A 21,964-nucleotide genomic window follows, 5' to 3' on the forward strand; every position below is an offset into this window, starting at 1 on the left:
GGGGGGGGGTGGTCCCACGTCTTGTTTTGGGGGTTTGGGGCGGGGCGTGCCCTTGGGGGGCGGGCGGCCGGCCTCCCCCGGGCCCCCCGGCACGGTTGCCACCGGTGGTCCACGAACGACCGTCAACTGCCGGAGGGCGCACGTGAAGATCGGTGACATCGAGATCCTGGCGATCACGGACGGGGTGGGTCGTGAGGTGGCCGCCGATATCCTCACCCGCCCCGGCATGGCCGACCCGTGGGCCTGCCACGGGCACCACCGGGCGGCCGACGGCAGCCTCGACCTGCCGCTCGGCGGCTTCCTGGTCCGCAGCGGGGAGCGGACCGTCCTGGTCGACGCCGGGGTCGGCCCGTACGACGACGGCAAGTACCGCGGCGGCGCGCTGCTCGACTCCCTCGCCGCCCACGGCGTCACCGTCGAGGACATCACCGACGTGGTCTTCACCCACCTGCACTTCGACCACATCGGCTGGGCCACCGTCGACGGCCACCCCGTCTTCCCCCGCGCCACCTACCGCGCCCACCGTGCCGACTGGCAGCACTTCGTGACGGGGGAGACCGCCCAGCCCGAGGCCGTCGCCAAACTCAGCCCGCTCGGCCCCCAACTGGAGCTGTTCGACGCCGATTTCACCATCGCCCCCGGCCTCGACGCCCTCCACCTCCCCGGCCACACCCCCGGCACCACCGTCTACGTCGCCTCCTCCGGCGGCCGCCGCGCCCTGCTGCTGGGCGATGTCGCCCACTCCGTGGTCCAGTTCGGCGAACGCGACTGGCAGGTCATCTGGGACATCGACCCGGAGGCCGCCTCCGCCGTCCGCAACCGCATCGCCGACCAGGCCGCCGACACGGACGATGTGCTGGTCGCCGCCCACTTCCCCGCCATGCGCTTCGGCCGAATCCTGACCGGGGACGGCCCCCGCCGCTTCGTCGCCGTGTAGCCCCTCACGACCCGGTAGCCCGGACGTACACGTCGGCGGCGCCGGGCCGTTCGCCCGGGTGCTCCACCACGAACACCTGCCGCCCGGGTTGCCCTTCCGGCAGCAACACGCCCTCGGCCGGCTCGTCGCCGGGGAGTGCTGTTCTCAGGTCCTCAGGCAGTGGGGCGGGGGAGCCGGCCCTCGGCAGGCGGTAGGTGGACAGGAAGTCGTCGATGTTGACCTCGTCGCCGCCGACCATCCCGTAATGAAGGAAGGCGACCTGCGCCCCGTCGGGGGTCCGTGACAGCACGGCGGCCGCCGGTATGTAGTACCGCCCTAGTCTGGCGTCGTTCCTGTAGTGCAGACCCGCCAGCCGCTCAGCGCGCGCCGCGACGGTGTCCGGCGGTTCGGCGCTCCGCCGCAACCCGGCCACCCCCCACCAGACGCACCCCACGGTGATCAGCACGCACAGCGCGAGGAATCCGCGCAGGAGCCAACGAGCCCAAGGCTTCTCTGGGGTCCAATCGGACGTCATCTCAGAGCTTCCTGGTTCGCGTGTCGCCGGCACCACCCATGTCGAACTCCCGTGCCAGGCCGGTGCGATGGAGGCGCTGGAGGTCCTCGTCCGAGACGTACCCCAGGCCCGGTACGTTCGTTCCCTTCTGATGAAGCGGGTCGTTCTTGTCGAAGTCCCAGTTGTACCGGTCGCGGACGTGGGTCTTGTAGGTGACGGTCACCTCCGGCGGAGCGCCGGGTGAGGTCGGCTTGACCTCGATCTTCGCCTCGGTGTTGTAGTGGAAGGACCCGACCGCGTAGAACCAGTCCTTGCTGCTGTCCGGGGTGGCGGACATGGGTTGCCAACCGGTCTGCTGGACCAGCGCGACCGGCTTGCCCGTGCGCCGGTACTCCGCCAGGGTCTCGGCCTGCCAGCCCGGGAGGTTGCCGTCGAGGGTGGTGGCCACGCTGTTCTGGAAGTCGGGGATGTCCTTCAACATGTCCTCGACGTTCAGGTTCAGCGGTTCGCCGGTGCCGGAAAGGTAGTGGGCCATGTTGGCGCTGGCATTGGTGCCGCCTGTTGCGAACGGCAGACCCGCGATTCCGGCCCCGAGGGTGGCGGCCAGCTTGCGGTCTCGGTCGGTCGGGGCCTCGGTGTTGTAGGCGCCCGCCCCCCGGTCGTACGCATCGGGCGGCAGCAGTACTCCACCCTCGCCGCCGAAGACCTTTGAGAGGTCCCGCGCGCCCGCCAGGTCCTCGCCCACCACCCGCTTGGTCCAGTCGTCGAGGTGGCGGTACTTCACAGCGTCGTTGATGCGGTCGAGCTCGTGCCCCGCCGTGTTGCTGACATCGGATGCGTACTTCGTCGCAGCCGTCAGCAGATTGCGGATGTCTCTGGCCACCGTGCCCAGTCGCCGGGACTCGCCCCCGCTCTCCGGGTCGTTGCTCCTGGTCAGCCAGGCCGGATAGCCGATGTCGCCGTCGTCCTTGATCGTGAGGTCGTTGGCGCGGGCGAGATCGTCCGCTTCGGCGACCCATCGGCGGGCGAGGGCCAGGCCGGTCGCGGTGTTCGTCAGCGTGAGCTTCGCTGCCTCCATCTCCTGTTCGGCGATGGACATTTCGTCGACCAGGTCGGTGAGTGCCCGGCGTCCGAGGGTCGCGGCGTCGCCACTCCAGCCTTCCTGGAGAGTGGAGAGCACATCGACGGCGATGAACTTGGCCGAACTCATGGCCGACCCGACCTTGTCCCACTCCTCCGCGGCCCGGTGGAACGCTTCTGGGTCGCAGGAGCGGATCTGCTGGAGGGTGACCGGTTTGGCGAAGCGGCGTTCATGGAGCGGCTCACTGGTCTTCCGGCGCCCGTCGGGATCTTCGGCGTAGACGGACGGCATCAGCTCTTGTCCTCCAACAGATCGGCAGCACGCTGCAGTTGTTCCGCGACGGCGGCTTCCTGCCGGTAGTAGTTGGCGGCAGTGACGCGGAGTCCCTCGGCGATCGTCTTCACCGCATCGGTGACCTTGCCGGCTTCCGTGGACCAGTGGCCGGTGGCCGCGCCGAGGGACGAACCGACGGTCCACTCGTTGTGACGGGTCGCGGCAGCGGTCGACTCGCCGAAACCGGTGTTCGCCTGCGTGAGTTTGTCCGCCCCCTCGTCCAGCTTGGCCGCCGCCACCGGAAGCCGTTCCGGCTCCGAGATGTATCCACCCATAGGGTTCCCCCCCAACTGTGCTCTGTGGTTCTGGTCTTCACACTAACGAGCGGCTGGGGCGGGCGCAGGAAGTCGGCCAGGTCGACTTCCTGTGCGGGGGTCAGGCGGCTTTGGGCTGGTCCAGGGCGGCGGTGTTCGGCTGGGCGAGCCAGACGAGGCGGGCGGTGAGACCCGGGTGCCCGGCGAAGTGGCGGAGGGCTCGTTCGGGGGAGGCGAGGGTCAGGCGGGCCCGGCCGTCGAGGCTGATCACGTGGGTCGGCCCGTCGGGGTCGGCGAGGCCCCAGGCCACCACCCAGCCGTCGGCGTCCGCGCTGCTGTCGCCGCACACCTGGACGACGGCGAAGAGCCGGGGTGCGGTGTCGAGCACGAGTTCGCACAGCTCCTGGTTGAAGGAGGGGCCAGGGTTTGGCGAGGGTGCAGCAGCCATGGAAGTCTCCTAAGAGAACGGGAGTTGGACGCCAGTTGCCACCAGCCAGAGCGGCGAACATCCCTGACGCTTAGTCAAGCGTATCCAGTGGGTAGTATGTAATCCACCGCCTTCGGATAATTCTTAGCACCACCACTCCAATGAGTGAACGATGCCGAGGATGGTGGTCGAGAGTGAGGAGAGAGCGGATGCCGCCCAGCAAGTTTCCGCCGACCATCCGGCAGCGGCGGCTCGGCGCAGAGCTGCGTCGACTGCGTGAACAGGCCGGGCTGTCGGTCACTCGAGCCGGGGAGTTGCACGGCACGCAGCAGTCCCGGATCAGCAACATCGAATCCGGTGGCTACCCGGTGAGTGCGGACCGGGTACGGACCCTGGCGCGCCTCTACGGCTGCGTTGATGAAGCCCTGATCGATGCACTGACGCGCCTGACCGGCGGGCGTACCCGGGGCTGGTGGGAGGAGTATCGCGAGATCCTCCCGGCCGGAGCGCTTGACCTGGCCGAACTCGAACACCACACCCGGTCGATGCGGATCGCTTCCGCGATTCACATCCCTGGACTTCTCCAGACCCCGGAACACGCTCGCGCACTCTTCCGCGATGCGGTTCCACCCCTTTCGCCGCCCGAGGTGGAGCATCTCGTCTCCCATCGAATCAAGCGGCAGGCAGTGATCTATGGTGATCAGCCGGTCCAGTTGTCGGCCATCGTCCATGAGGCCGCCCTGCGGATGGGGTTCGGTGGCTCTGAGGTTGCACGCGCACAGTTGGATCACCTGCTGGCCATGAGCGAGAATCCTCACATCGACCTGCGGGTGATTCCGTTCGGTACCGGCAGCTATCCGGGTTCGGGCGCTGGCGTTGTGTACTTCCATGCTGTGGTGCCGCGGCTGGACACTGTTCAAGTCGACACGGACAAGTCGGAGTTCATCGACACCGAACCACAGCTGATCAAGTATCGAGCCGTGATGGATCGGCTGGAGACGCACTCGCTCAAGCCGGGCGCGTCCCGTGACCTCATCCGCCGCGTTGCTCAGAGCATCTGAAGACAGGAACGAACATGGCCGCTCATGACTGGCAGAAGTCCAGCTACAGCGCAGATGCAGCAAACTGCATCTACCTTGCGGCTGCTGCTGGCGGCGCCATCAGGATTCGTGAGAGCGATGACCCTGACATCATCCTCACCACTGCGCCGGAGAATCTCCGTGCGCTCATATGCGCAGCCAAGGCCGGGGAGTTCGACCACCTGACGGCGTAGCTACCCTGACCCGCATGGACTGGCTGGAGCGGGTGGCGAAACTCAGGCGCTGGACGAACAACGGCGTCCGGGCGCCGCACAAGCCGTTGTTGCTGCTGTACGCACTCGGCAGTTACCAGCGGGATGCGGACGGCGAACTGCGCTACAGCGCGGTCGAGGAGGAGCTGAAGCGGCTGCTCGCCGACTACGGGCCGTCGAATCCGACCACCCCCGGCTACCCGTTCCACCACATGATCAGCGACGGGGTGTGGGAGGTCCGGACCGATCACGGGCCGGGGAGCCCCGGCAGCGGGGTCGGGGTTCTCCGCGCGAGCGGGGCGACGGGCAGGCTCGCGGCGGAACTGCGCCTGGCGCTGGGGGAGGAACCGGCGCTGCTGGGGCGGATGGCCAGGGTGCTGCTGGACGCCCACTTCCCCTCCTCCCTGCACGCCGATCTCTGCGAGGCGGTCGGTCTCGACCTGGAGCAGGCCGAGGCCACCGCGACCGCCGCCGCCCGGCGGCAGCGGGATCGGCGGATGCGTGACCTGATACTCACCGCTTACGAGTTCCAGTGCGCGTTCTGCGGCTACGACGGCGCCCTCGGGGCGAGCGCGGTCGGGCTGGAGGCCGCGCACGTGCGCTGGTGGTCGTATGACGGGCCGGACGACGTCGACAACGGCCTGTGCCTGTGCTCGCTGCACCACAAGCTGTTCGACAAGGGCGTCCTGGGCCTGGGGGAGGGGCGGCGGATCCTCGTGTCCCAGCGGTTCGTCGGCCGAAGTGAGGCCAGCCGGCAGCAGGTGCTCGCACTCGCCGGACGACCCGTCATCGGCCCGCAGCCGGGCGTCCCGCCGGTCGCGGACCGGCACCGGGAGTGGCATGCGCGGGAGGTGTTCCGCGGGGCTCCGCGTCAGGTGGCGTAGCCGCGCTCTGCCCGTGGCGAATCTGCGGTGGGCAGAGAATCGGGGGGCGGGGGGCGGTGCGGGGTGAGAGTGGAGGGGACGGCAGTTCCGCCTCGACCAGGAGGACCAGATGACTCCATTCGCCACCGCGCTCGCGCCCCGCGCGGGGGACGGTGATACCCGGCCCGGGCCCTTCGACGACCAGCTCGCGGCCCAACTGCTGGCCCAGCGCATCGTGTTGCTCGGCACGCAGGTCGACGATGTGTCGGCGAACCGGGTGTGTGCGCAGCTGATGCTGCTCTCGGCGGAGGATCCGCGGAGCGACATCGGGTTGTACATCAACAGCCCCGGCGGGTCGGTGTCGGCCGGGCTGGCGATCTTCGACACCATGCGGCTGATCCCCAACGACGTCTCCACCCTGGCGATGGGGTTCGCGGCCAGCATGGGGCAGTTCCTGCTCACCACGGGGACGCCCGGCAAGCGCTTCGCGTTGCCCAATGCGCGGATCATGATGCACCAGCCGTCGGCGGGCATCGGCGGGACGACCGCGGACATCGAGATCCAGGCCGAGAACCTGGAGTACACCAAGCGCACCATCGAGCGGATCACCGCCGAGCACACCGGGCAGAGCGAGGAGACGATCGCCCGGGACAGCGACCGGGACCGCTGGTTCACGGCCGAGCAGGCCGTGGCGTACGGGCTCGTGGACCGGGTGGTGGAGTCGGTCGACGACATCCGCCCGGCCTCCTCGCGGCGACGGATGGGGCTCTGACATGGGGTCGTACACGGTTCCGTACGTGATCGAGCGGACGGCGAAGGGCGAGCGGACGTACGACGTGTTCAGCCGGCTGCTGAACGAGCGGATCATCTTCCTCGGCACCGAGATCGACGACGGGGTCGCGAACGTGGTCATCGCGCAGCTCCTGCACCTGGAGTCGGAGAACCCGGAGCGGGAGATCTCGATCTACCTCAACTCGCCCGGGGGATCGTTCACTTCGCTGATGGCGATCTACGACACGATGACCTTCGTGCAGGCGCCGATCTCGACGTTCTGCGTCGGACAGGCGGCGTCGACGGCGGCGGTGCTGCTGGCGGGTGGGGATGCGGGGCGGCGGTTCGTGCTGCGGCACGCGCGGGTGCTGCTCGGGCAGCCGGCCAGTGGTGGGCGGCAGGGGACGGTCTCGGACCTCAGCCTCGCGGCGAAGGAGATGGTCCGGATCCGGTCGCAGGTGGAGGAGGTCCTTGCCCGGCACACCCACCACGACGTGGCGACGCTGCGCGCGGACATGGATCGGGACAAGGTGCTCAGTGCCGAGGAGGCCGTCGCGTACGGGCTCGCGGACCAGGTGTTGAGCCGGCGGTGAGCGTCGGCGGTGGCCGGTACGACGGGGGTGTGCCGGCCACCGCTGCGGTCAGGCCGCCATGCAGAGCCCGTCGTACTGCGCCCGGGGCCCGCTCGTCCGGTTCGGCCGGGTGTGCCGGACCAACTCGTCCTGGGCGAGCGAGAGGAGGTCGCCGAGGCGGAGTCCGAGGGCCTTGGCGGCGGCTGCGAGCACCTCGGAGGAGGCCTCCTTGCGGCCGCGCTCCAGCTCCGAGAGGTACGGGACCGAGATCCGGGCGGTCTCCGCGACGTCCTTCAACGTCCGTTCCTGGGCGATCCGTTCGCGCCGCAGCACGTCGCCGACGAGGTCGCGCCAGAGCGGTTCCTTCGGCGCGGGAGGTGCGGGCGGCGCGGCCTGCGGGCGGCGCAGCGGGATGACGCGGGCTTCGTTCGGCGCATGAGTGCTCACCCCTCCAGCCTAGGGATCCGGGGCGCGGGGGGAAGGGCGCCGCGTTCTGCCCTGGGTGAAGCGGTGCTACGCAGGGAAGACCCGGCCGAGGTGGTAGCGGAGGACGGCCGTGGCGTCCTCCGCCGTCCGCTGGTCGAGCAGCACGCTGAGGCCCAGGCCCGCCGAGACCGCCAGCAGGACGACGGCCTCCTGGCGCGGGTCGGCGGCGCCGGCGGCGGCGAGCTGGGCGGCGAGGAAGGCCTCCATCTCGTCGGGTGCGGCGAGGAAGGGCTGTCCGCCGAGGGCCGGGTCGGTGACGGAGAGGACGGCGTACTCGGTGTAGATGAGGTGGAAGGCGCGGCTCTCCTCGTCGGTGGGGACGGCTTCGAGCAGCACCGCCTCGACGACGGCGCGCGGGTCGCTGCTCGCGCCGGTGGCGCGGACGCGGTGCTGGACGCGCTCGCCCATCCGGGTGGCGAGGCGGGTCATGGCGGCGAGGAGCAGCTGTTCCTTGGTGTCGAAGTAGTACTGGACGAGCCGCACGGAGACGCCGGCCTCGATCGCCACGGAGCGCATGGTGACGGAGTGGAGGCCGCTGCTCGCCGCCGAGCGGAGCAGGGCGTCGATGATGTGGGCCCGTCGCTCCTCGTGGTCCACCAGCTTGGGCATCGGGTTCCTTCCGGATGTTTTTGTGGTACAACCATACCATCAAAACCGGGAGGGATCATGACCAGGACCAGCGTCGGGCACTTCACCAGTGAGGCGGCGAAGGCGAAGTTCCTTGAGGCGTACGACCGGGCGATGGAGCTGTGGCCCGGCCCGCGGCAGGAGTTCGACGTCGAGACCGGGTACGGGAGCGTGCACGTCCACCGGTACGGCGCGGGGACCGGCGAGCCGATCGTGCTGCTGCACGGCCACGCCGGGCACCCGTCCAACTGGTACCCGCAGATCGCGGCCCTGGGCGCGCACCACCCGGTCTACGCCGTCGACACCCTGGACGACCCCGGCCGCAGCGTGCAGCGCGCCGTCGCGGCCGGATCGGCGGAGAACGCCGAGTGGCTGGGGGAGGTGCTGACGGGGCTCGGACTGGACCGGGTGCACCTGGTGGGGGTCTCGTACGGCGGCTGGCTGGCCCTCAACCAGGCGATCCACGCGCCCGAACGGCTCGCCTCCGTCACCTCGCTGGACCCGGGCGGCATCGAGAAGGTCCCCGCGCGGTTCTACGCCCACATGATCGGCGGACTGTTCGGCATGCTCGCGCCGCGACCGCTGCGCCCCGCGCTCGGGCGGCTGCTGGCGAACCCGGCGCTCAGTGCGCCGCGCGAGATGATCGCCCCGCTGATGCTCGCGATGCGCAGCTACAAGCCGGGCGGCCGGCCGCCGGCCCGGCCTTTCACGGACGGGGAGTTGGGGTCGATCGGGCTGCCCGTCCTGGTGCTGGTGGGCCGGCGCAGCGCGCTGCTGCGGCCGCGGCAGGTGGTGGAGCGGGTGACGGCGCTGGTTCCGGGGGTGCGGGCCGAGATCCTCGAACGGGCGGGCCACGGGCTGAACCTGGAGCAGCCCGAGGCGGTCAACGAGCGGCTGCTGGCCTTCGTCGCCTCGGCTGGACAGGGGAAGCAAGCGGCGTAGCGGAGGGCGACCGGCCGGGTCGGCCCCCGGCCGATCAGCCCGGCGGGGTCGGCGGAGGGGGCGGGGGCGGTGTGCAGTGCCGCAGCACCATGCCCCTGCGCCACTGCACGCCGCCGGGCAGGTCGAACTGTCCCCGTCGGCTCGCCACCGTGATCTGCTCGACGGCGACCGTCGCGGTGGCCGTGCAGTAGCCCGCCCGCACCGCCACCAGCGTGCCCCCGCGCACGACGGCCACGAGCCCGTCGATCTCGAAGACCACCTCGATGTCCACCACGAGGGTGCCGACCGACACCCCGTCGACCAGCACCTTCACCGAGGGGTGGTGGACCGACCTGACCCGGTGGTCCACCAGGGCGACGACCTCCTCGCTGCCCGGGGCCGCGCACGTGCTCCGCGCGGCCTCCATGAGCCGCGCTTGGGTGCGCCAGCCGCCGGCGACCAGATCGATCATGTCCAGCCCCAGGAAGCCGTGCACGACGCTCGCCACCTCCTGCTCGGCGGCCCGGGAGAGAGCCCGGTCCAGGCCGCCCAGGGCGGTGACCGCGTCGTGTCGGCGGAGGGCGTCGGCGAGCGGTTCCAGGGGCCCCAGGAACGTCGCCAGGCTGTACGGGTCATCCGTCGCGACCATCGTCATGGCGCACCTCCTCGAAGCTCGGCCGGCCCGGATCCATCCGCGGGTCCAGCCGGACGCTGTGCCCGGCCCCGGTGGGGCCGGCCCGGTCGGTCGGCTCGGTCAGCTCGGTCCGGGCGTCGCCCCACGCGCCCGCCTCGGCCGTCACCGTGCCCGCCTTGCCGCCCGCCCGGCCTGCCCGGCCCGCTGTGCCGCCCGGCCGCAGGACGCGGCGCAGCCCGAACGCCGCCAGGGCCACACCCGCGAGAGCGCCGAGGACGATCCAGAGCAGGTGGGGCTTCGGCGGGGGCGGCGGGACCTGCTGGGCGACGACGACCGGGACGATTTCGGTCACCGTGTGGGTGCCCGCGCACTCCACGGTGATCCGGTGGGGGCCGGTGGGCGCGGTGGCCGGGACGGTGGCGATCGACCGGAACCTGCCCGACTTGTCGGCCGTGACCGGGTGGGACCGGGGCCCGTCGTCCCAGGAGAGCACCACCTGGTGCGGGTCGGCGCCCCCGGCGCAGGCGTTCGTCCGGCCGTCGACGTGCAGGGGGGCGCCCGGCGACGCGGTCATCGTCCGGACGGGTGAGGGTGAGGGTGAGGGTGAGGGCGAGGACGAGGACGTGGTCGGACCCGGGGCCGGGACGAGGACGTGCACGTCCGCCGTGATCCGGGGCTCCGCCGCACAGGACGCCCGGACGTCGTGGTCACCGGCGGCCGCGTCCGCGGGCACGGTGACGCCGGTGCGGAAGCCCCCGTCGGCGTCGGGCTTTCCGGGGCCGGGAAGCGCGGTGGTGCCCCAGAGCAGGGCGACGGTGTCGTCCGCGGGGCAGGCGAAGCCGGTGCCGACGACGGTCGTGGTGGACCCGGGCGCCGAGCGGGCCGGATCCGCCGTCAGTGTCGGCGGCGCGACGGTGAAGTGCGCCGTCGCCACGGTCGGGGGGAAGCCCGGGCACGTCGCCGTGACCGTGTGCACGCCGTCACCGGCGCCTTCGGGCACCGTGAACGTGCCGGAGGACGGCAGCTTCGTCCCGGTCCGGACGGTCGTGAGGTGGGTGGCCGGGGTGTCGTCCCAGGTCACCAGGGCGGGGACCGGGGTGGGGCGCGTCGAGAGACCGCTCTCGCAGACCGGGAAGCCGGAGAGCGCCACCTGAACGGTCCCGAACCGGGGTCCGTGCGTCGGCGCCAGGGTGACGGCCGCTGCCGAGGACGTGGCCCCCGAGGTCGACGGCGAGGGGGAGGGCGACGGCGACGGCGAGGGTGAGGTCGGCGAGGGCGAGGACGACGAGGTCGTGTCCGTCGGCGAGGGGCTCGCGCCCGTGGTCAGGACGGCGAGGCAGGCGAGGACCGCGACGAGCGCGGTGCGGCCACCCGGTAACGCCTTCACCAGCGACTCCGTCCACTGCCCGGCCCCGCCGCCCATCCTCACCGGCGGCCGGTTCGTGTGCATCCGGTGGCCACGGGCTCCCGGCGGGGTCCCGGCGGGCCGAGGCGCGCGGCGGCAGGGCGGATCCCGTGACGGTGTGAGACCTTCCGTCAACTGTCGGCCAGGTGTAACTTCTCCGCCACCCGGCTACCGGTCGGTAGCCATCTGGCTGCCCGACAGTCGCCGACGTCGGAGTTGTCCAGACTTCTCGGAGGCCACCCGTGTCACCCGTCACCCGCCGTACCTTCCTCGGCTCGGCCGCCGCCCTCGGCGCCGCCATCGGGCTGGACACGGCCCTGCCCGGCGCGGCGCCGGGCGCGCAGGCCGCCACGACCGGCAGCACCGGCAGCACGGGGACGATCCGGGACGTCAAGCACGTCGTGGTGCTCATGCAGGAGAACCGCAGCTTCGACCACTACTTCGGCACCCTGAAGGGCGTGCGCGGTTTCGGCGACCGCACCGCCCTGCAGATCGCGGGCGGCACCAGCGTGTTCAACCAGCCGAACGGCAGCGGGCGGCAGTACCCCTGGCAGCTCAGCAAGACGAACACCTGGTGGTGGGGCGTCAGCCCCGAGCAGCTCGCGCAGTGCGACGGCTCGCTCGACCACTCCTGGTCCACCCAGCACCAGGCCTGGAACAACGGGAGGATGGACTCCTGGATCGCCGCCAAGGGCTCGGACAGAACCATGGGCTTCATGGCCCGCGAGGACATACCGTTCCACTACGCGCTGGCCGACGCCTACACCGTCTGCGACGCCTACCACTGCTCCATCCTCTCGGCCACCGGCCCCAACCGCACCTACCTGTGGTCCGGCACGATCGACCCGGCCGCCACCGCGGGCGGACCGGCCTACGACGGCGGCTCCGAGTCGGGCCTGCGCTGGCAGACCTACGCCGAGGCCCTCCAGGACGCGGGCGTCAGCTGGAAGGTCTACCAGAACGCCAACGACAACTTCGGCGACAACGGCCTCGCCTACTTCAACCAGTTCACCGGCGCGCCGAGTTCGAGCCCGCTCGCCCAGCGCGGCATGGGCTCGGTGCCCGCCCGCACCGGCTCGACCCCGGACGACATCGCCGCCGCGATCAGGGCCGACGCGCTCGCCGGCACCCTGCCCCAGGTCTCCTGGGTGGTGGCCGACCAGCTGTTCTCCGAGCACCCGGACGGCCCGCCGGAGAACGGCGCGCACTTCGTCAACCTGGTGCTGCAGGCCCTGGCGGCCTCCCCGGAGGTCTTCGACTCCACCGCCCTGTTCCTCAACTACGACGAGAACGACGGCTTCTTCGACCACGTGCCCCCGCCCGCGGCCCCGGCCGGCACCGCCGGCGAGTTCTGCAAGGGGGCGGGCATCGGCCTCGGCTTCCGCGTCCCGATGATCGTGGTCTCGCCGTGGACCCGCGGCGGCTGGGTCGACTCCCGGGTCTACGACCACACCAGCGTCATCCGCTTCCTGGAGACCTGGACCGCCGCGCTGGGCACCCCCGCCGTCTGCCCCAACATCAGCACCTGGCGCCGCCAGGTCTGCGGCGACCTCACCGGTGCCTTCGACTTCGCCAACCCCGTCCACGGGGTGCCCGCGCTGCCCGACACCAGCGCCACCATCAGCCAGGCCACCGCGAACCTCCAGATCAACCCGAGCCCCGGCACCAACTCCATGCCCGTCCAGGAGCCCGGCACCAAGCCCGCCCGCGCGCTGCCCTACCAGCCCAACGCCTGGGTGGACCGGATCGAGTCCACGGCCGACGGCCGGACCCTGCTCTGGATCGACCTGGCCAACCAGGGCCCGCAGGCCACCGCCTGGGCGCACTACTCGATCCACGCCAACGCCTACCGCACCGAAGGCCCCCGGCAGTACACCGTCGCCCCGTACGACGCCGGCAGCGGCACCGACGGCAGCGCCCGCGACTCCTTCGACATCGGCGCCGGCTCCGGCAACGGGCAGTACGACCTCACCGTGCTCGGCCCCAACCGCACCCTGCGCCGGTTCGCCGGAAACGCGACCACCGCGGGCCGCACCGCCGAGGCCACCACCTCGTACGCGCCGGCGCCGGACACCGGCCGGCCGGCGCTCTGGTTCGCCATGACCAACACCGGCACCAGTACGGTGACCTTCACCGTCACGGCCACCAACTACCGGACCGGCAGCTGGACCTACCAGGTCGCCCCGGGGGCCACGGTCAGGGACTACTTCAACGCCGTCACCATCGCGCAGGGCTGGTACGACTTCACCGTGACCGTCGGCAGCGACCCCGCCTGGAGCCGCCGCGCCACCGGCCACCTGAAGACCGGCGCCGCCAGCGTCACGGGCTGACCACCGGAGCGGGTGATCGACTAAGGGGTCGACGGCGGCGCGGGTTCGCGCCGCCGTTCCAGCCAGGTGCGGCTCAGGTCGTCCCAGACCGCCTGGTACCTGCCGAAGACGCCGTCGAGCTGGTGCCGGGTCGGGCCGTCGGCCGTCGTCGACGCCAGCAGGTACTCCAGGTCGTCGGAGAGCCGCCGGAAGCGGTACTGCGCCTCCTCCATCAGCACCCACCGGGAGCGCCAGTTGAAGAACGGCTCGGCGGCCGCCAGCGCCGTCACCAGGGCCACCAGCGCGAACGCCAGGTCCGTCCACCGGTGCAGGCCCAGCAGGATGGTGGAGGCGGCGGACAGTGCCAGCGTCAGCAGCTTCACCGCGGAAGCGCGCCGACGGAACCGTTCCTTCCTCCGGCGGGCGTAGTCGTGCCCCCGGCGGATCTTGTCCAGCAGGAGTGCGGACGTCTCCGTCGGGGTGAGCCCCACACCCACGACCGGTCCACTGTTCGGATCCACCCTGCCCCCACCCGTGCCTCTCGCCCGCTCCCGCCCGTCCCCGCCTCCGCGGGGCTTCCGGTCGACGGTAGCGGAGGCCTGCTCCGGGCATCCGGCAGGGCGGTGCACCGCCGCTCCGAACGCCCGGAGCCGGGGCCCGCGGGCCGGTCAGGCGGCCGTGGGCAGGGCGGTGGCCGCCAGTGCCTGGTCGTAGCGGTGCAGGACGAGGCGGGCGACGGCCGGGTGGGCGCCCAACGGGGCGGTGGTCCAGGTGGCCGCCGTGGTGGCCGCGCGGCGGGCGAAGAAGCCGGGGGAGAGGAGGTAGCCGGCCAGCGCGACGTCGGGGTGTCCGGCGGCGAGGAGGGCGGCGACGGCCTGCTGCGGGGTGGGGGCGGCGGCGGACAGGTGCGCGGGGGTGACCGGGCGTCCGATCCGGGCGGTGAGCAGCCGGGCCATCCGCTCGGTGTCGGCGAGGGCGGCGGGGTCGGAGGAGCCGGCCCCGGCCAGCACCACGGGGGCCCCGGGCGGGGCGCCGGCCTCGGTGAGGCGGTCGGCGAGGGCCTCGGCGAGCAGCGGGTGGGGGCCGAGGGCCCGGGCGAGCCGGGCGCGGGGGAGGCGGGCGGCGGCGATCGTCTCCGGGAGGTCGACCCGGACGTGGTAGCCGGTGCCGAGCAGCAGCGGGACCAGCACCGTCTCCGTGCCGCGCAGCCGGGACAGCGCCTCGGCGAGCGAGGGCCGGGCGAGGTCCAGGAAGCAGCAGTGGACGGTCAGTTCGGGCCGGAGCGAGCGGACCAGGCGCAGCAGGGCGCGGGTCGAGGCGGCCGCCGCCCGGTCGCGGCTGCCGTGCCCGACCGCGAGCAGCGCCGGTGGCATCAGCCCGCCGCCAGCCGGTAGCCGCGCTTGGGGACGGTGCGGATCAGGGCGGCGTGCGGGCCGAGCGCGGCCCGCAGCCGGCCCACCGCCGCCTCGACGGCGTGCTCGTCGGCGGCCGCGTCCGGCCAGGCGGCGCGCAGCAGGTCGGCGCGGCTGAGCACCCGGCCGGGGCGTTCGGCCAGCGCTCGGAGCACGGCGGCGCCGCGCGGGCTGAGCCAGTGGCTCTCGCCGTCGACCAGGGCGGCGTTGCCCTGGAGGGTCAGCACCCGCCCGGCGAGGTCGATCCGGCGGCTGGCCCGGCCGGGCAGCAGGTCGGCGAGCAGCCGGACCAGGGAGCCGAGCCGGCCGCGCTCGGGGTGGACGGCGGGCAGGCCGAGGTCGGTGAGCGGCCGGGCGCACAGGGTGCCGACGCAGACCGGCAGCACGTCGGCGCGCAGGGCGTCCAGCAGCGGCTCGTACAGGCCCTCGGCCTCGGCGGCGGCCAGCAGCGCGGTGATCGCGGAGGCGCTGGTGAAGGTGAGCGCGTGCACCTGGCGGCGCACGGTCTGGTCGAGCAGCCGGCGCACTGCGCCCGGGTCCTCGGGCGCCGCCCAGCGGTAGACGGGGACGGAGATCACCTCGGCGCCGCGCTCGCGCAGCGCCGCCGCGAAGGCGTCCAGCCGGACGCCGTGCTCCTGGACGGCGATCCGGCGCCCGGCGAGGGGGCGGGCCAGCAGCCAGGTGAGCAGTTCGCCGGTGGCCTCGGTGCCGGGGGAGTAGCCCTCGTCGAGCCCGCTGGCGCGGACCGCCCCGGTGGCCTTGGGGCCGCGGCTGAGCACCACCGCGTCCCGGCAGGCCTCGGCGAGGGCGGCGCCCCGGTCCCAGCCCTCGGCGGCGCTCATCCAGCCGCGCCAGCCGACGCCGGTGGTGGCGACCACGTAGTCGAGCGGGGCGGTGAGGCAGCGGTCGGTGGCCTCGCGCAGGGCGAGGTCGTCGGCGAGCGGCAGGATGCGCAGCACCGGGGCCTCGACCACCTGGGCGCCGCGCCGGGTGAGCAGGGCGGTGAGCTCCTCGCGGCGGCGTGCGGCGGTGACGCCGACGGTGAAGCCGGTGAGCGGGCCGGGCGGTGCCGGCGGCCCCGGTGGTGCTGCCGGTCCCGGCGGGGTGGGGTTCGGTGCCATGCCGGTCAGCCTGCGCGGCACGTGTTACGGGGGCGTTGCCCGCCCGTCACCCGCCGGTAAGCGAAAGTGCCGCTGCGATGACGGGAGATGTCCGGGTGTGCACCCCGGTGGCCGGGCGCCGTGAGCGAGGCGTACCGCGTCCGCAACATCCGCGACCCGGCCGCGAAACAGCGGGCCGCGACCGTTCTCGGCATGGCGTCGACCAGCCCCGCCGCCCTCGCCGCAGCCACCGACACCCCCTGCACCTGCTCACCCGAGGAACCGCAATGACTGGAGACACGCGATGACCCTTGACGACGGCACTGTCCGGGACCTCGTGCTGGTCGGCCACGGCATGGTCGGCCAGCGTTTCCTGGAGGCCTGGAGCGAGCAGCCCGCCGCCCGCGGCTGGCGGGTCACCGTGCTCGCCGAGGAGCCCCGGCCCGCCTACGACCGGGTCCACCTCAGCGCGCTGTTCTCCGGCAGCGCCCCCGAGGACCTCGCGCTCTGCCCGCCCGGCTTCCTCGCCGACCACGGCATCGACCTGCGGCTCGGCGACCCGGTCACCGCGATCGACCGGGCGGCGCGACTGGTCCGCACCCGCTCCGGCTCCGAACTCCGGTACGACGCCCTGGTGCTGGCCACCGGCTCGGTGCCCTTCGTGCCACCCGTCCCCGGCACCGACGCGCCCGGCTGCCACGTCTACCGCACCGTCGAGGACGTCGACGCGATCCGCGCCGGTGCCGCCGGCGCCGCCACCGGCGTGGTGGTCGGCGGCGGCCTGCTCGGCCTGGAGGCGGCCGGCGCCCTGCGGGCCGGCGGACTGGCCACCCACGTGGTCGAGTTCGCGCCCCGGCTGATGGCCGTCCAGGTCGACGACGGGGGCGGCGCCGCGCTGCGCCGCAAGATCGAGGACCTCGGCGTCACCGTCCACACCGGCGCGGGCGCCGACGCCGTGCTGACCGGCCCGGACGGCCGGGTCCGCGGCCTCGCCCTCTCCGACGGCCGCGAACTGGCCGCCGACCTGGTGGTCTTCTCCGCCGGGGTGCGCGCCCGCGACCAGCTCGCCCGGGACTGCGCCCTGCCCGTCGGCGGGCGCGGCGGCATCGTCGTCGACGCCCACTGCCGCACCGAGGACCCGGCCGTCCTCGCCATCGGCGAATGCGCCCAGGCCGCCGACGGCCGGGTGTACGGGCTGGTCGCCCCCGGCTACCAGATGGCCGAGACGGCGGCCCGCACGATCGCGGAGCAACCGGGTGCGGGATTCACCGGCGCCGACACCTCCACCAAGCTCAAACTGCTCGGCGTCGACGTCGCCAGCTTCGGCGACCCGCACGGCAGCGCCGAGGGCGCCCTCGACGTGCTCTACAGCGACGGCCGCAGCGGCGTCTACCGCAAGCTGGTGATCGGCGCCGACGGCGCCCTGCTCGGCGGCGTCCTGGTCGGCGACACCGAGGGCTACGGCGCGCTGCGCCCGCTCGCCGTCGCCGGGAAGCCGCTCACCGTCGCCCCCGAACAGCTCGTGCTGCCGGCCGGGTTCGCCCCCGCCGGACCGCTCGCCCTGCCCGACGACGCGGTGCTCTGCTCCTGCCACAACGTCACCCAGGGCGCCGTCCGGGCCGCCGTCCGCGACCAGGGTGCCGACGGCGTCGCCGCCGTCAAGAAGTGCACCCGGGCCGGGACCGGTTGCGGCAGCTGCCTCAAGCAGCTCGGCACCGTCGTCAGCGAGGAACTGGCCGCCGCCGGGGTCGCCACCGTCCAGGGCCTGTGCGAGCACTTCGCCCACAGCCGTGCCGAGTTGTACGAGATCGTCCGGGTCACCGGACTGACCGGCTTCTCCGACCTGCTCGCCGGGTACGGCAGCGGCGGCGAGGGCTGCGACGTCTGCAAGCCGACCGTCGCCTCCATTCTGGCCAGCCTCGGCAACGGCCACATCCTGGACGGCGAACAGGGCGCCCTCCAGGACTCCAACGACCACTTCCTCGCCAACCTCCAGCGCAACGGCTCCTACTCGGTGGTCCCCCGGGTGCCCGGCGGCGAGATCACCCCCGAGGGCCTGATCGCGATCGGCGAGATCGCCCGCGACCACGGCCTCTACACCAAGATCACCGGCGGCCAGCGGATCGACATGTTCGGCGCCACCGTCGACGAACTCCCCGTCATCTGGCGCAAGCTGGTCGACGCGGGCTTCGAGTCCGGGCACGCCTACGGCAAGTCGCTGCGCACCGTGAAGTCCTGCGTCGGCGAGACCTGGTGCCGCTTCGGCGTCCAGGACTCCACCACCCTCGCCATCGAACTGGAGCTCCGCTACCGGGGGTTGCGCTCCCCGCACAAGCTCAAGGCCGCCGTCTCCGGCTGCGCCCGCGAGTGCGCGGAGGCGCAGAGCAAGGACTTCGGCGTCATCGCCACCTCGGCCGGCTGGAACCTCTACGTCGGCGGCAACGGCGGCACCACCCCCCGGCACGCCGACCTGCTCGCCGCCGACCTCGACCGCGAGACCCTCATCCGCACCATCGACCGCTTCCTGATGTTCTACATCCGCACCGCCGACCGCCTGGAACGCACCTCGGTCTGGCTGGAGCGCCTGGAGGGCGGACTCGACCACCTGCGGGCCGTCGTCCTGGACGACTCGCTCGGCATCGCCGCCGAGCTCGACGAACTGACGGTCCGTCACATCAGCGGCTACCGCGACGAATGGGCCGAAACCCTGGCCGACCCCGAGCGGCTGCGGCGGTTCTCCTCCTTTGTCAACGCTCCCGGCACCCCCGACCCCGCCGTTACCTTCGTTCCCGAACGCGGCCAGATCCGCCCCGCCCGCCCCGGCGAGGCCGGCCGCACCCTCAACTCCCCGGTGCTCGTCGCCGGGGCCCGACTGGAGGTGCTCACCCCGTGACCGTACAGATCCACGACGGCAACCACTGGCAGACCGTCTGCGCCCTCACCGACCTCCAACCCGGCCGCGGCGTCGCCGTGCTGCTCCCCGAGGCCGGGCAGGTCGCCCAGCAGGTCGCCCTGTTCCGCAGCCGCGGCGGCGAGTTGTACGCCGTCGACAACCTCGACCCGTTCAGCGGCGCCCCCGTCCTCTCCCGCGGCCTGCTCGGCAGCCGCGGCGACCGGCCCACCCTCACCTCGCCGATGTACAAGCAGGTGTACGACCTCACCGACGGCCGCTGCCTGGACGAGGACACCGCGCCCGACGGCGCACCCGCGGTGCTGCGCCGCTGGCCGGTCCGGGTGCTCCCCGTGGAGGCCGCGGCATGACCACCGTCGTGGAGTCCAGAACCCCCGCCCCGCTGGCCGGTTGGGACCCGGAGGACGAGGAGATGTGGGCCCGCGGCGGCGCCCGGATCGCCCGGCGCAACCTGGTCTTCTCCGTCCTCTCCGAGCACATCGGCTTCTCGGTGTGGAGCCTGTGGTCCGTGCTGGTGCTCTTCCTCGGGCCCGAGTACCACATCGACACCGCGGGCAAGTTCACCCTCACCGCGCTGCCCACCGCGCTCGGCGCCCTGCTCCGGCTGCCGTACACCTTCGCCGTCGCCCGCTTCGGCGGCCGCACCTGGACGGTGGTCAGCGCCCTGCTGCTGCTCGTGCCGACGGCCCTCGCCGCCCTGGTGCTGGAACCCGGCGTCTCCTACGGCACCCTGCTCGCCGTCGCCTGCACGGCCGGCGTCGGCGGCGGCAACTTCGCCTCCTCGATGGCCAACATCAACGCCTTCTACCCGCACCGGCTCAAGGGCTGGGCCCTCGGGATCAACGCGGGCGGCGGCAACCTCGGCGTCCCCGCCGTCCAGTTGCTCGGGCTGCTCGTGCTGGCCACCGCCGGCGCCGCCCACCCCCGGCTGCTGCCGCTGCTCTACCTGCCGCTGATCGTGCTCGCGGCGGCCGGGGCCCAGTGGCGGATGGACAACCTGCCGAAGGCGCCCAGGGGAGAAGGGCGGGCGCTGCGGGAGGTCGCCCGCGACCCCTACGGCTGGGCGGTCTCCACCCTCTACATCGGCACCTTCGGCTCCTTCATCGGCTTCGGCTTCGCCTTCGGGCAGGTGCTCCAGGTCCAGTTCCACGACCGCTTCGACACCCCGGTCAAGGCCGCCGCCCTCACCTTCCTCGGACCGCTGCTCGGCTCCCTGCTGCGGCCCGTCGGCGGACGCCTCGCCGACCGGTACGGCGGGGCCAGGGTCACGCTGGCGACCTTCGCCGCCATGGGCGCCGGCACGGCGGTCGTGCTGCTCGCCTCCCGGGCCGGCTCGCTGCCGCTCTTCCTCGGCGGGTTCATCGCGCTCTTCGTGCTCAGCGGGATCGGCAACGGGTCCACCTACAAGATGATCCCGGCGCACTACCAGGGCCTCGCCCGGACGGCGGTCGCGGCCGGCGCCGACCCGGCCGCCGCCGAGGCCGACTCCCGGCGGCGGACGGCGGCGCTGATCGGCCTGGCGGGCGCGGTGGGGGCCTTCGGCGGGGTGCTGGTGAACCTGGCCTTCCGGCAGTCCTTCCTGGCCAGCCACAACGGGGACGCCGCGTACCTCGGGTTCCTGGTGGCGTACCTGCTGTGCTCGGCGCTGACCTGGGCGGTGTGGCTGCGGCCGCGACGGTGACGCCGTGCTGCTGCCGGGTCGTCACGAGGTCGTTCGTACGACGATCGGACGACCCGGCGCGCGGGCGGGCGGAGCGGCGGTTAGCGTCGGCCGCACCACGCCCCACATCCTCGGAGGTTGCAGTGCAGCGGTGGATCGTCCTGACGGTACTGACCTCGGCCCTCACCGGCCTCGCCGCCCCGGCCCACGCCGCCGCCCCGACGGCGGCCCCGGCCGACGATGCGCCCGCCATCGCCGTCACCCTCGGTGACGTCGTGATCGACCCGAAGATCCCCAGCAAGGCCCGGGTGAACGTCAGCTACCTGTGCTCGGTCGCCGACGGGGCCCGCTCGCTCACCGTCTCGGTCGAACAGCAGGACCCGGAGGACTCCTCCTCCAAGGCCTTCGGCTCCAGCCGGACCCCGGACACCGACATCGTCTGCGACGGCACCGTCCAGCAGCGGCAGCTGCTCGTCCAGTCCAAGACCGTCAACTGGATCCCCGGCGCGGACGCCGTCGCCATCGCCACCGTCTCCAACATCGGCACCACCCCGTCCGCCGCCGCCGACTCCCGCCAGGTGAAGCTCGCCGTCGGCTGAGCACGGAATCACCGTTCGCGGTGGCCCCCGGGCCTGGCGCCGTGTCAGGGCGCCAGGCCCGGGGGCCGTTGGCCGAGCCCCGCTGAGTGCTGAATCCCACCCCTGAACAGGACTGCTGCTGCGCGCCCCCATGTTCTACAGTTCTGTAGAACTACGCGAGAGGGGCACGGCATGGACAGGCCGCTTCGGCTGCCGCAGCAGGATCGGGCCGACTTCGAGACGGAGTTGGGCAGGGCGTTGGCGGCGCCTCAGGTGCGGGCGGCGTTGCAGGGGGTGGGGGGTGAGGTGGACCGGTTGCGGCGGGTGGCGCGGGAGAACGCGGAGTACGTGCTGGCCGCCGCCGCGCCGGAGTACGAGCGGTACGCGGCGTTGCGGGCGGATGCCGACGCCGTGGCGCGGTTGCCGGTGGACGTGCCGGGGCGGGGGCGGGCTTCCGGGTGGTGGGGGGTGCTGGGGGTGATCGTGCCGATCATCGCCGTCGTCGCCGCCGGGGTGTTGCTGGTGCTCGGCTACGTGCTGGGGCTGTCGGACGACGCCGAGGCGTTGGGGCGGGCGCTGGTGGGGGCCGGCTGGGTGGCCGGGGGGATCGGGGCGGTGTGCCTGCTGGTGGGCGGTCTGGGGTTGTTGGGGGCGGCGTCGCGGTCGGCGGGGAGCGGGGAGGCCGTGGGCGGGGCCGGGGAGCTGGTGGTGGCGCGGGACGCGTGGCGGGCGGCGCTGACGGAGCGTGGGCTGGTGCCGTTCCTGGTGACCCAGGCGCATGCGGGGCGTCCGGTCTGAGGAATGCCAAGGCCCTGGTGGGGCCTGGTAAGGGGGAGTTAAAATCCGGGCCCGCCGGGGGAGTTGTCCGCGCCGCCGTGGCGGGGTGATCGGCCCTGGTG

At 73.0% G+C, this 21,964-nt stretch carries 25 protein-coding genes; 14 read left to right on the forward strand and 11 right to left on the reverse strand.

Annotated features, from left to right (window positions below):
• Window positions 1-142 precede the first annotated feature (142 nt).
• Entirely contained in the window at window positions 143-937 is a 795-nt protein-coding gene (locus ACFC1T_RS04875) for an MBL fold metallo-hydrolase (RefSeq protein WP_375883611.1), read from the forward strand.
• A 4-nt stretch (window positions 938-941) separates the two neighbouring features.
• Here ACFC1T_RS04875 and ACFC1T_RS04880 read toward each other — a convergent pair whose 3' ends face one another.
• From ACFC1T_RS04880 to ACFC1T_RS04895, 4 genes are all read right to left on the reverse strand, one after another.
• The gene (locus tag ACFC1T_RS04880; protein WP_375883613.1) at window positions 942-1,451 is read right to left on the reverse strand and encodes a hypothetical protein; all 510 of its coding nucleotides are present in this window, start codon (window positions 1,449-1,451) and stop codon (window positions 942-944) included.
• A 1-nt stretch (window position 1,452) separates the two neighbouring features.
• The gene (locus tag ACFC1T_RS04885) at window positions 1,453-2,802 is read right to left on the reverse strand and encodes a hypothetical protein (protein ID WP_375883616.1); all 1,350 of its coding nucleotides are present in this window, start codon (window positions 2,800-2,802) and stop codon (window positions 1,453-1,455) included.
• Window positions 2,802-3,119 (reverse strand): type VII secretion target, encoded by a 318-nt coding sequence (locus tag ACFC1T_RS04890; RefSeq protein ID WP_375883619.1) that lies wholly within the window; start codon window positions 3,117-3,119, stop codon window positions 2,802-2,804. Before ACFC1T_RS04890 ends, ACFC1T_RS04885 begins: the two co-directional genes overlap by 1 nt.
• 100 nt (window positions 3,120-3,219) lie before the next feature.
• The gene (locus tag ACFC1T_RS04895) at window positions 3,220-3,546 is read right to left on the reverse strand and encodes a hypothetical protein (RefSeq protein WP_375883621.1); all 327 of its coding nucleotides are present in this window, start codon (window positions 3,544-3,546) and stop codon (window positions 3,220-3,222) included.
• A 188-nt stretch (window positions 3,547-3,734) separates the two neighbouring features.
• On the opposite strand from ACFC1T_RS04895, the gene ACFC1T_RS04900 reads away from it, so the two are divergent.
• From ACFC1T_RS04900 to ACFC1T_RS04920, 5 genes are all read left to right on the forward strand, one after another.
• Complete coding sequence (locus tag ACFC1T_RS04900) at window positions 3,735-4,586, forward strand: helix-turn-helix domain-containing protein (protein ID WP_375883623.1); 852 nt, start codon at window positions 3,735-3,737, stop codon at window positions 4,584-4,586.
• Window positions 4,587-4,600: 14 nt separating this feature from the next.
• A complete protein-coding gene (locus ACFC1T_RS04905) occupies window positions 4,601-4,798 on the forward strand; it encodes a DUF397 domain-containing protein (protein WP_375883626.1) in 198 nt (65 codons plus the stop codon).
• A gap of 14 nt (window positions 4,799-4,812) precedes the next feature.
• On the forward strand, window positions 4,813-5,700 hold the full coding sequence (locus tag ACFC1T_RS04910; protein ID WP_375883628.1) for a phosphorothioated DNA-binding restriction endonuclease: 888 nt from the start codon (window positions 4,813-4,815) through the stop codon (window positions 5,698-5,700).
• 109 nt (window positions 5,701-5,809) lie between these two features.
• Entirely contained in the window at window positions 5,810-6,451 is a 642-nt protein-coding gene (locus tag ACFC1T_RS04915; RefSeq protein WP_375883631.1) for a ClpP family protease, read from the forward strand.
• A gap of 1 nt (window position 6,452) precedes the next feature.
• Complete coding sequence (locus ACFC1T_RS04920; protein ID WP_375883634.1) at window positions 6,453-7,043, forward strand: ClpP family protease; 591 nt, start codon at window positions 6,453-6,455, stop codon at window positions 7,041-7,043.
• 48 nt (window positions 7,044-7,091) lie between these two features.
• Here ACFC1T_RS04920 and ACFC1T_RS04925 read toward each other — a convergent pair whose 3' ends face one another.
• Together ACFC1T_RS04925 and ACFC1T_RS04930 are read right to left on the reverse strand one after the other, a co-directional pair.
• Window positions 7,092-7,469, reverse strand: a complete 378-nt coding sequence (locus ACFC1T_RS04925; protein ID WP_375883637.1) for a helix-turn-helix domain-containing protein — start codon at window positions 7,467-7,469, stop codon at window positions 7,092-7,094.
• A 66-nt stretch (window positions 7,470-7,535) separates the two neighbouring features.
• Window positions 7,536-8,117 (reverse strand): TetR/AcrR family transcriptional regulator, encoded by a 582-nt coding sequence (locus tag ACFC1T_RS04930; protein ID WP_375883640.1) that lies wholly within the window; start codon window positions 8,115-8,117, stop codon window positions 7,536-7,538.
• A 57-nt stretch (window positions 8,118-8,174) separates the two neighbouring features.
• Here ACFC1T_RS04930 and ACFC1T_RS04935 point away from each other — a divergent pair, with 57 nt between their 5' ends.
• On the forward strand, window positions 8,175-9,077 hold the full coding sequence (locus ACFC1T_RS04935) for an alpha/beta fold hydrolase (protein WP_375883643.1): 903 nt from the start codon (window positions 8,175-8,177) through the stop codon (window positions 9,075-9,077).
• Between the two features lie 34 nt (window positions 9,078-9,111).
• Here the strand turns inward: ACFC1T_RS04935 and ACFC1T_RS04940 are convergent, their stop codons facing one another.
• Both ACFC1T_RS04940 and ACFC1T_RS04945 read right to left on the reverse strand, forming a co-directional pair.
• Window positions 9,112-9,711, reverse strand: a complete 600-nt coding sequence (locus tag ACFC1T_RS04940; RefSeq protein ID WP_375883646.1) for a hypothetical protein — start codon at window positions 9,709-9,711, stop codon at window positions 9,112-9,114.
• Complete coding sequence (locus ACFC1T_RS04945; protein WP_375883649.1) at window positions 9,689-11,140, reverse strand: hypothetical protein; 1,452 nt, start codon at window positions 11,138-11,140, stop codon at window positions 9,689-9,691. Before ACFC1T_RS04945 ends, ACFC1T_RS04940 begins: the two co-directional genes overlap by 23 nt.
• 197 nt (window positions 11,141-11,337) lie before the next feature.
• On the opposite strand from ACFC1T_RS04945, the gene ACFC1T_RS04950 reads away from it, so the two are divergent.
• Entirely contained in the window at window positions 11,338-13,425 is a 2,088-nt protein-coding gene (locus ACFC1T_RS04950) for a phosphocholine-specific phospholipase C (RefSeq protein ID WP_375883652.1), read from the forward strand.
• A gap of 20 nt (window positions 13,426-13,445) precedes the next feature.
• On the opposite strand, the gene ACFC1T_RS04955 is transcribed toward ACFC1T_RS04950, so the two are convergent.
• The 3 genes from ACFC1T_RS04955 to ACFC1T_RS04965 all read right to left on the reverse strand — a co-directional run bounded on the left by ACFC1T_RS04955 (window position 13,446) and on the right by ACFC1T_RS04965 (window position 15,937).
• On the reverse strand, window positions 13,446-13,901 hold the full coding sequence (locus ACFC1T_RS04955) for an SLATT domain-containing protein (protein ID WP_375883654.1): 456 nt from the start codon (window positions 13,899-13,901) through the stop codon (window positions 13,446-13,448).
• 171 nt (window positions 13,902-14,072) lie between these two features.
• Window positions 14,073-14,777 (reverse strand): sirohydrochlorin chelatase, encoded by a 705-nt coding sequence (locus tag ACFC1T_RS04960; RefSeq protein WP_375883656.1) that lies wholly within the window; start codon window positions 14,775-14,777, stop codon window positions 14,073-14,075.
• On the reverse strand, window positions 14,777-15,937 hold the full coding sequence (locus ACFC1T_RS04965; protein WP_375883658.1) for a uroporphyrinogen-III synthase: 1,161 nt from the start codon (window positions 15,935-15,937) through the stop codon (window positions 14,777-14,779). The genes ACFC1T_RS04960 and ACFC1T_RS04965 overlap by 1 nt, the downstream gene beginning before the upstream one ends.
• A gap of 120 nt (window positions 15,938-16,057) precedes the next feature.
• Here ACFC1T_RS04965 and ACFC1T_RS04970 point away from each other — a divergent pair, with 120 nt between their 5' ends.
• From ACFC1T_RS04970 to ACFC1T_RS04995, 6 genes are all read left to right on the forward strand, one after another.
• Window positions 16,058-16,207, forward strand: a complete 150-nt coding sequence (locus ACFC1T_RS04970; protein ID WP_375883660.1) for a hypothetical protein — start codon at window positions 16,058-16,060, stop codon at window positions 16,205-16,207.
• 13 nt (window positions 16,208-16,220) lie between these two features.
• Complete coding sequence (gene nirB, locus ACFC1T_RS04975) at window positions 16,221-18,809, forward strand: nitrite reductase large subunit NirB (protein ID WP_375883663.1); 2,589 nt, start codon at window positions 16,221-16,223, stop codon at window positions 18,807-18,809.
• A complete protein-coding gene (nirD, locus tag ACFC1T_RS04980) occupies window positions 18,806-19,177 on the forward strand; it encodes a nitrite reductase small subunit NirD (protein ID WP_375883666.1) in 372 nt (123 codons plus the stop codon). Before nirB ends, nirD begins: the two co-directional genes overlap by 4 nt.
• Window positions 19,174-20,508, forward strand: a complete 1,335-nt coding sequence (locus ACFC1T_RS04985) for a nitrate/nitrite transporter (protein WP_375883669.1) — start codon at window positions 19,174-19,176, stop codon at window positions 20,506-20,508. The genes nirD and ACFC1T_RS04985 overlap by 4 nt, the downstream gene beginning before the upstream one ends.
• Window positions 20,509-20,630: 122 nt before the next feature.
• On the forward strand, window positions 20,631-21,086 hold the full coding sequence (locus ACFC1T_RS04990; RefSeq protein WP_375883671.1) for a hypothetical protein: 456 nt from the start codon (window positions 20,631-20,633) through the stop codon (window positions 21,084-21,086).
• Window positions 21,087-21,257: 171 nt separating this feature from the next.
• On the forward strand, window positions 21,258-21,863 hold the full coding sequence (locus ACFC1T_RS04995; protein ID WP_375883673.1) for a hypothetical protein: 606 nt from the start codon (window positions 21,258-21,260) through the stop codon (window positions 21,861-21,863).
• Window positions 21,864-21,964: the final 101 nt, after the last annotated feature.

Origin of the sequence: Kitasatospora sp. NPDC056076, from assembly GCF_042266305.1 — a bacterium.
In the GTDB taxonomy this organism is placed as follows: Bacteria; Actinomycetota; Actinomycetes; order Streptomycetales; family Streptomycetaceae; genus Kitasatospora.

Bases quoted from the DNA above. Each gene is read 5' to 3' on its own strand.
- ACFC1T_RS04880 (WP_375883613.1), bottom strand. From the start codon at position 1,451: ATGACGTCCGATTGGACCCCAGAGAAGCCTTGGGCTCGTTGGCTCCTG.
- ACFC1T_RS04885 (WP_375883616.1), bottom strand. From the start codon at position 2,802: ATGCCGTCCGTCTACGCCGAAGATCCCGACGGGCGCCGGAAGACCAGT.
- ACFC1T_RS04890 (WP_375883619.1), bottom strand. From the start codon at position 3,119: ATGGGTGGATACATCTCGGAGCCGGAACGGCTTCCGGTGGCGGCGGCC.
- ACFC1T_RS04895 (WP_375883621.1), bottom strand. From the start codon at position 3,546: ATGGCTGCTGCACCCTCGCCAAACCCTGGCCCCTCCTTCAACCAGGAG.
- ACFC1T_RS04900 (WP_375883623.1), top strand. From the start codon at position 3,735: ATGCCGCCCAGCAAGTTTCCGCCGACCATCCGGCAGCGGCGGCTCGGC.
- ACFC1T_RS04905 (WP_375883626.1), top strand. From the start codon at position 4,601: ATGGCCGCTCATGACTGGCAGAAGTCCAGCTACAGCGCAGATGCAGCA.
- ACFC1T_RS04910 (WP_375883628.1), top strand. From the start codon at position 4,813: ATGGACTGGCTGGAGCGGGTGGCGAAACTCAGGCGCTGGACGAACAAC.
- ACFC1T_RS04915 (WP_375883631.1), top strand. From the start codon at position 5,810: ATGACTCCATTCGCCACCGCGCTCGCGCCCCGCGCGGGGGACGGTGAT.
- ACFC1T_RS04920 (WP_375883634.1), top strand. From the start codon at position 6,453: ATGGGGTCGTACACGGTTCCGTACGTGATCGAGCGGACGGCGAAGGGC.
- ACFC1T_RS04930 (WP_375883640.1), bottom strand. From the start codon at position 8,117: ATGCCCAAGCTGGTGGACCACGAGGAGCGACGGGCCCACATCATCGAC.
- ACFC1T_RS04935 (WP_375883643.1), top strand. From the start codon at position 8,175: ATGACCAGGACCAGCGTCGGGCACTTCACCAGTGAGGCGGCGAAGGCG.
- ACFC1T_RS04940 (WP_375883646.1), bottom strand. From the start codon at position 9,711: ATGACGATGGTCGCGACGGATGACCCGTACAGCCTGGCGACGTTCCTG.
- ACFC1T_RS04945 (WP_375883649.1), bottom strand. From the start codon at position 11,140: ATGCACACGAACCGGCCGCCGGTGAGGATGGGCGGCGGGGCCGGGCAG.
- ACFC1T_RS04960 (WP_375883656.1), bottom strand. From the start codon at position 14,777: ATGCCACCGGCGCTGCTCGCGGTCGGGCACGGCAGCCGCGACCGGGCG.
- ACFC1T_RS04965 (WP_375883658.1), bottom strand. From the start codon at position 15,937: ATGGCACCGAACCCCACCCCGCCGGGACCGGCAGCACCACCGGGGCCG.
- nirB (WP_375883663.1), top strand. From the start codon at position 16,221: ATGACCCTTGACGACGGCACTGTCCGGGACCTCGTGCTGGTCGGCCAC.
- ACFC1T_RS04985 (WP_375883669.1), top strand. From the start codon at position 19,174: ATGACCACCGTCGTGGAGTCCAGAACCCCCGCCCCGCTGGCCGGTTGG.
- ACFC1T_RS04995 (WP_375883673.1), top strand. From the start codon at position 21,258: ATGGACAGGCCGCTTCGGCTGCCGCAGCAGGATCGGGCCGACTTCGAG.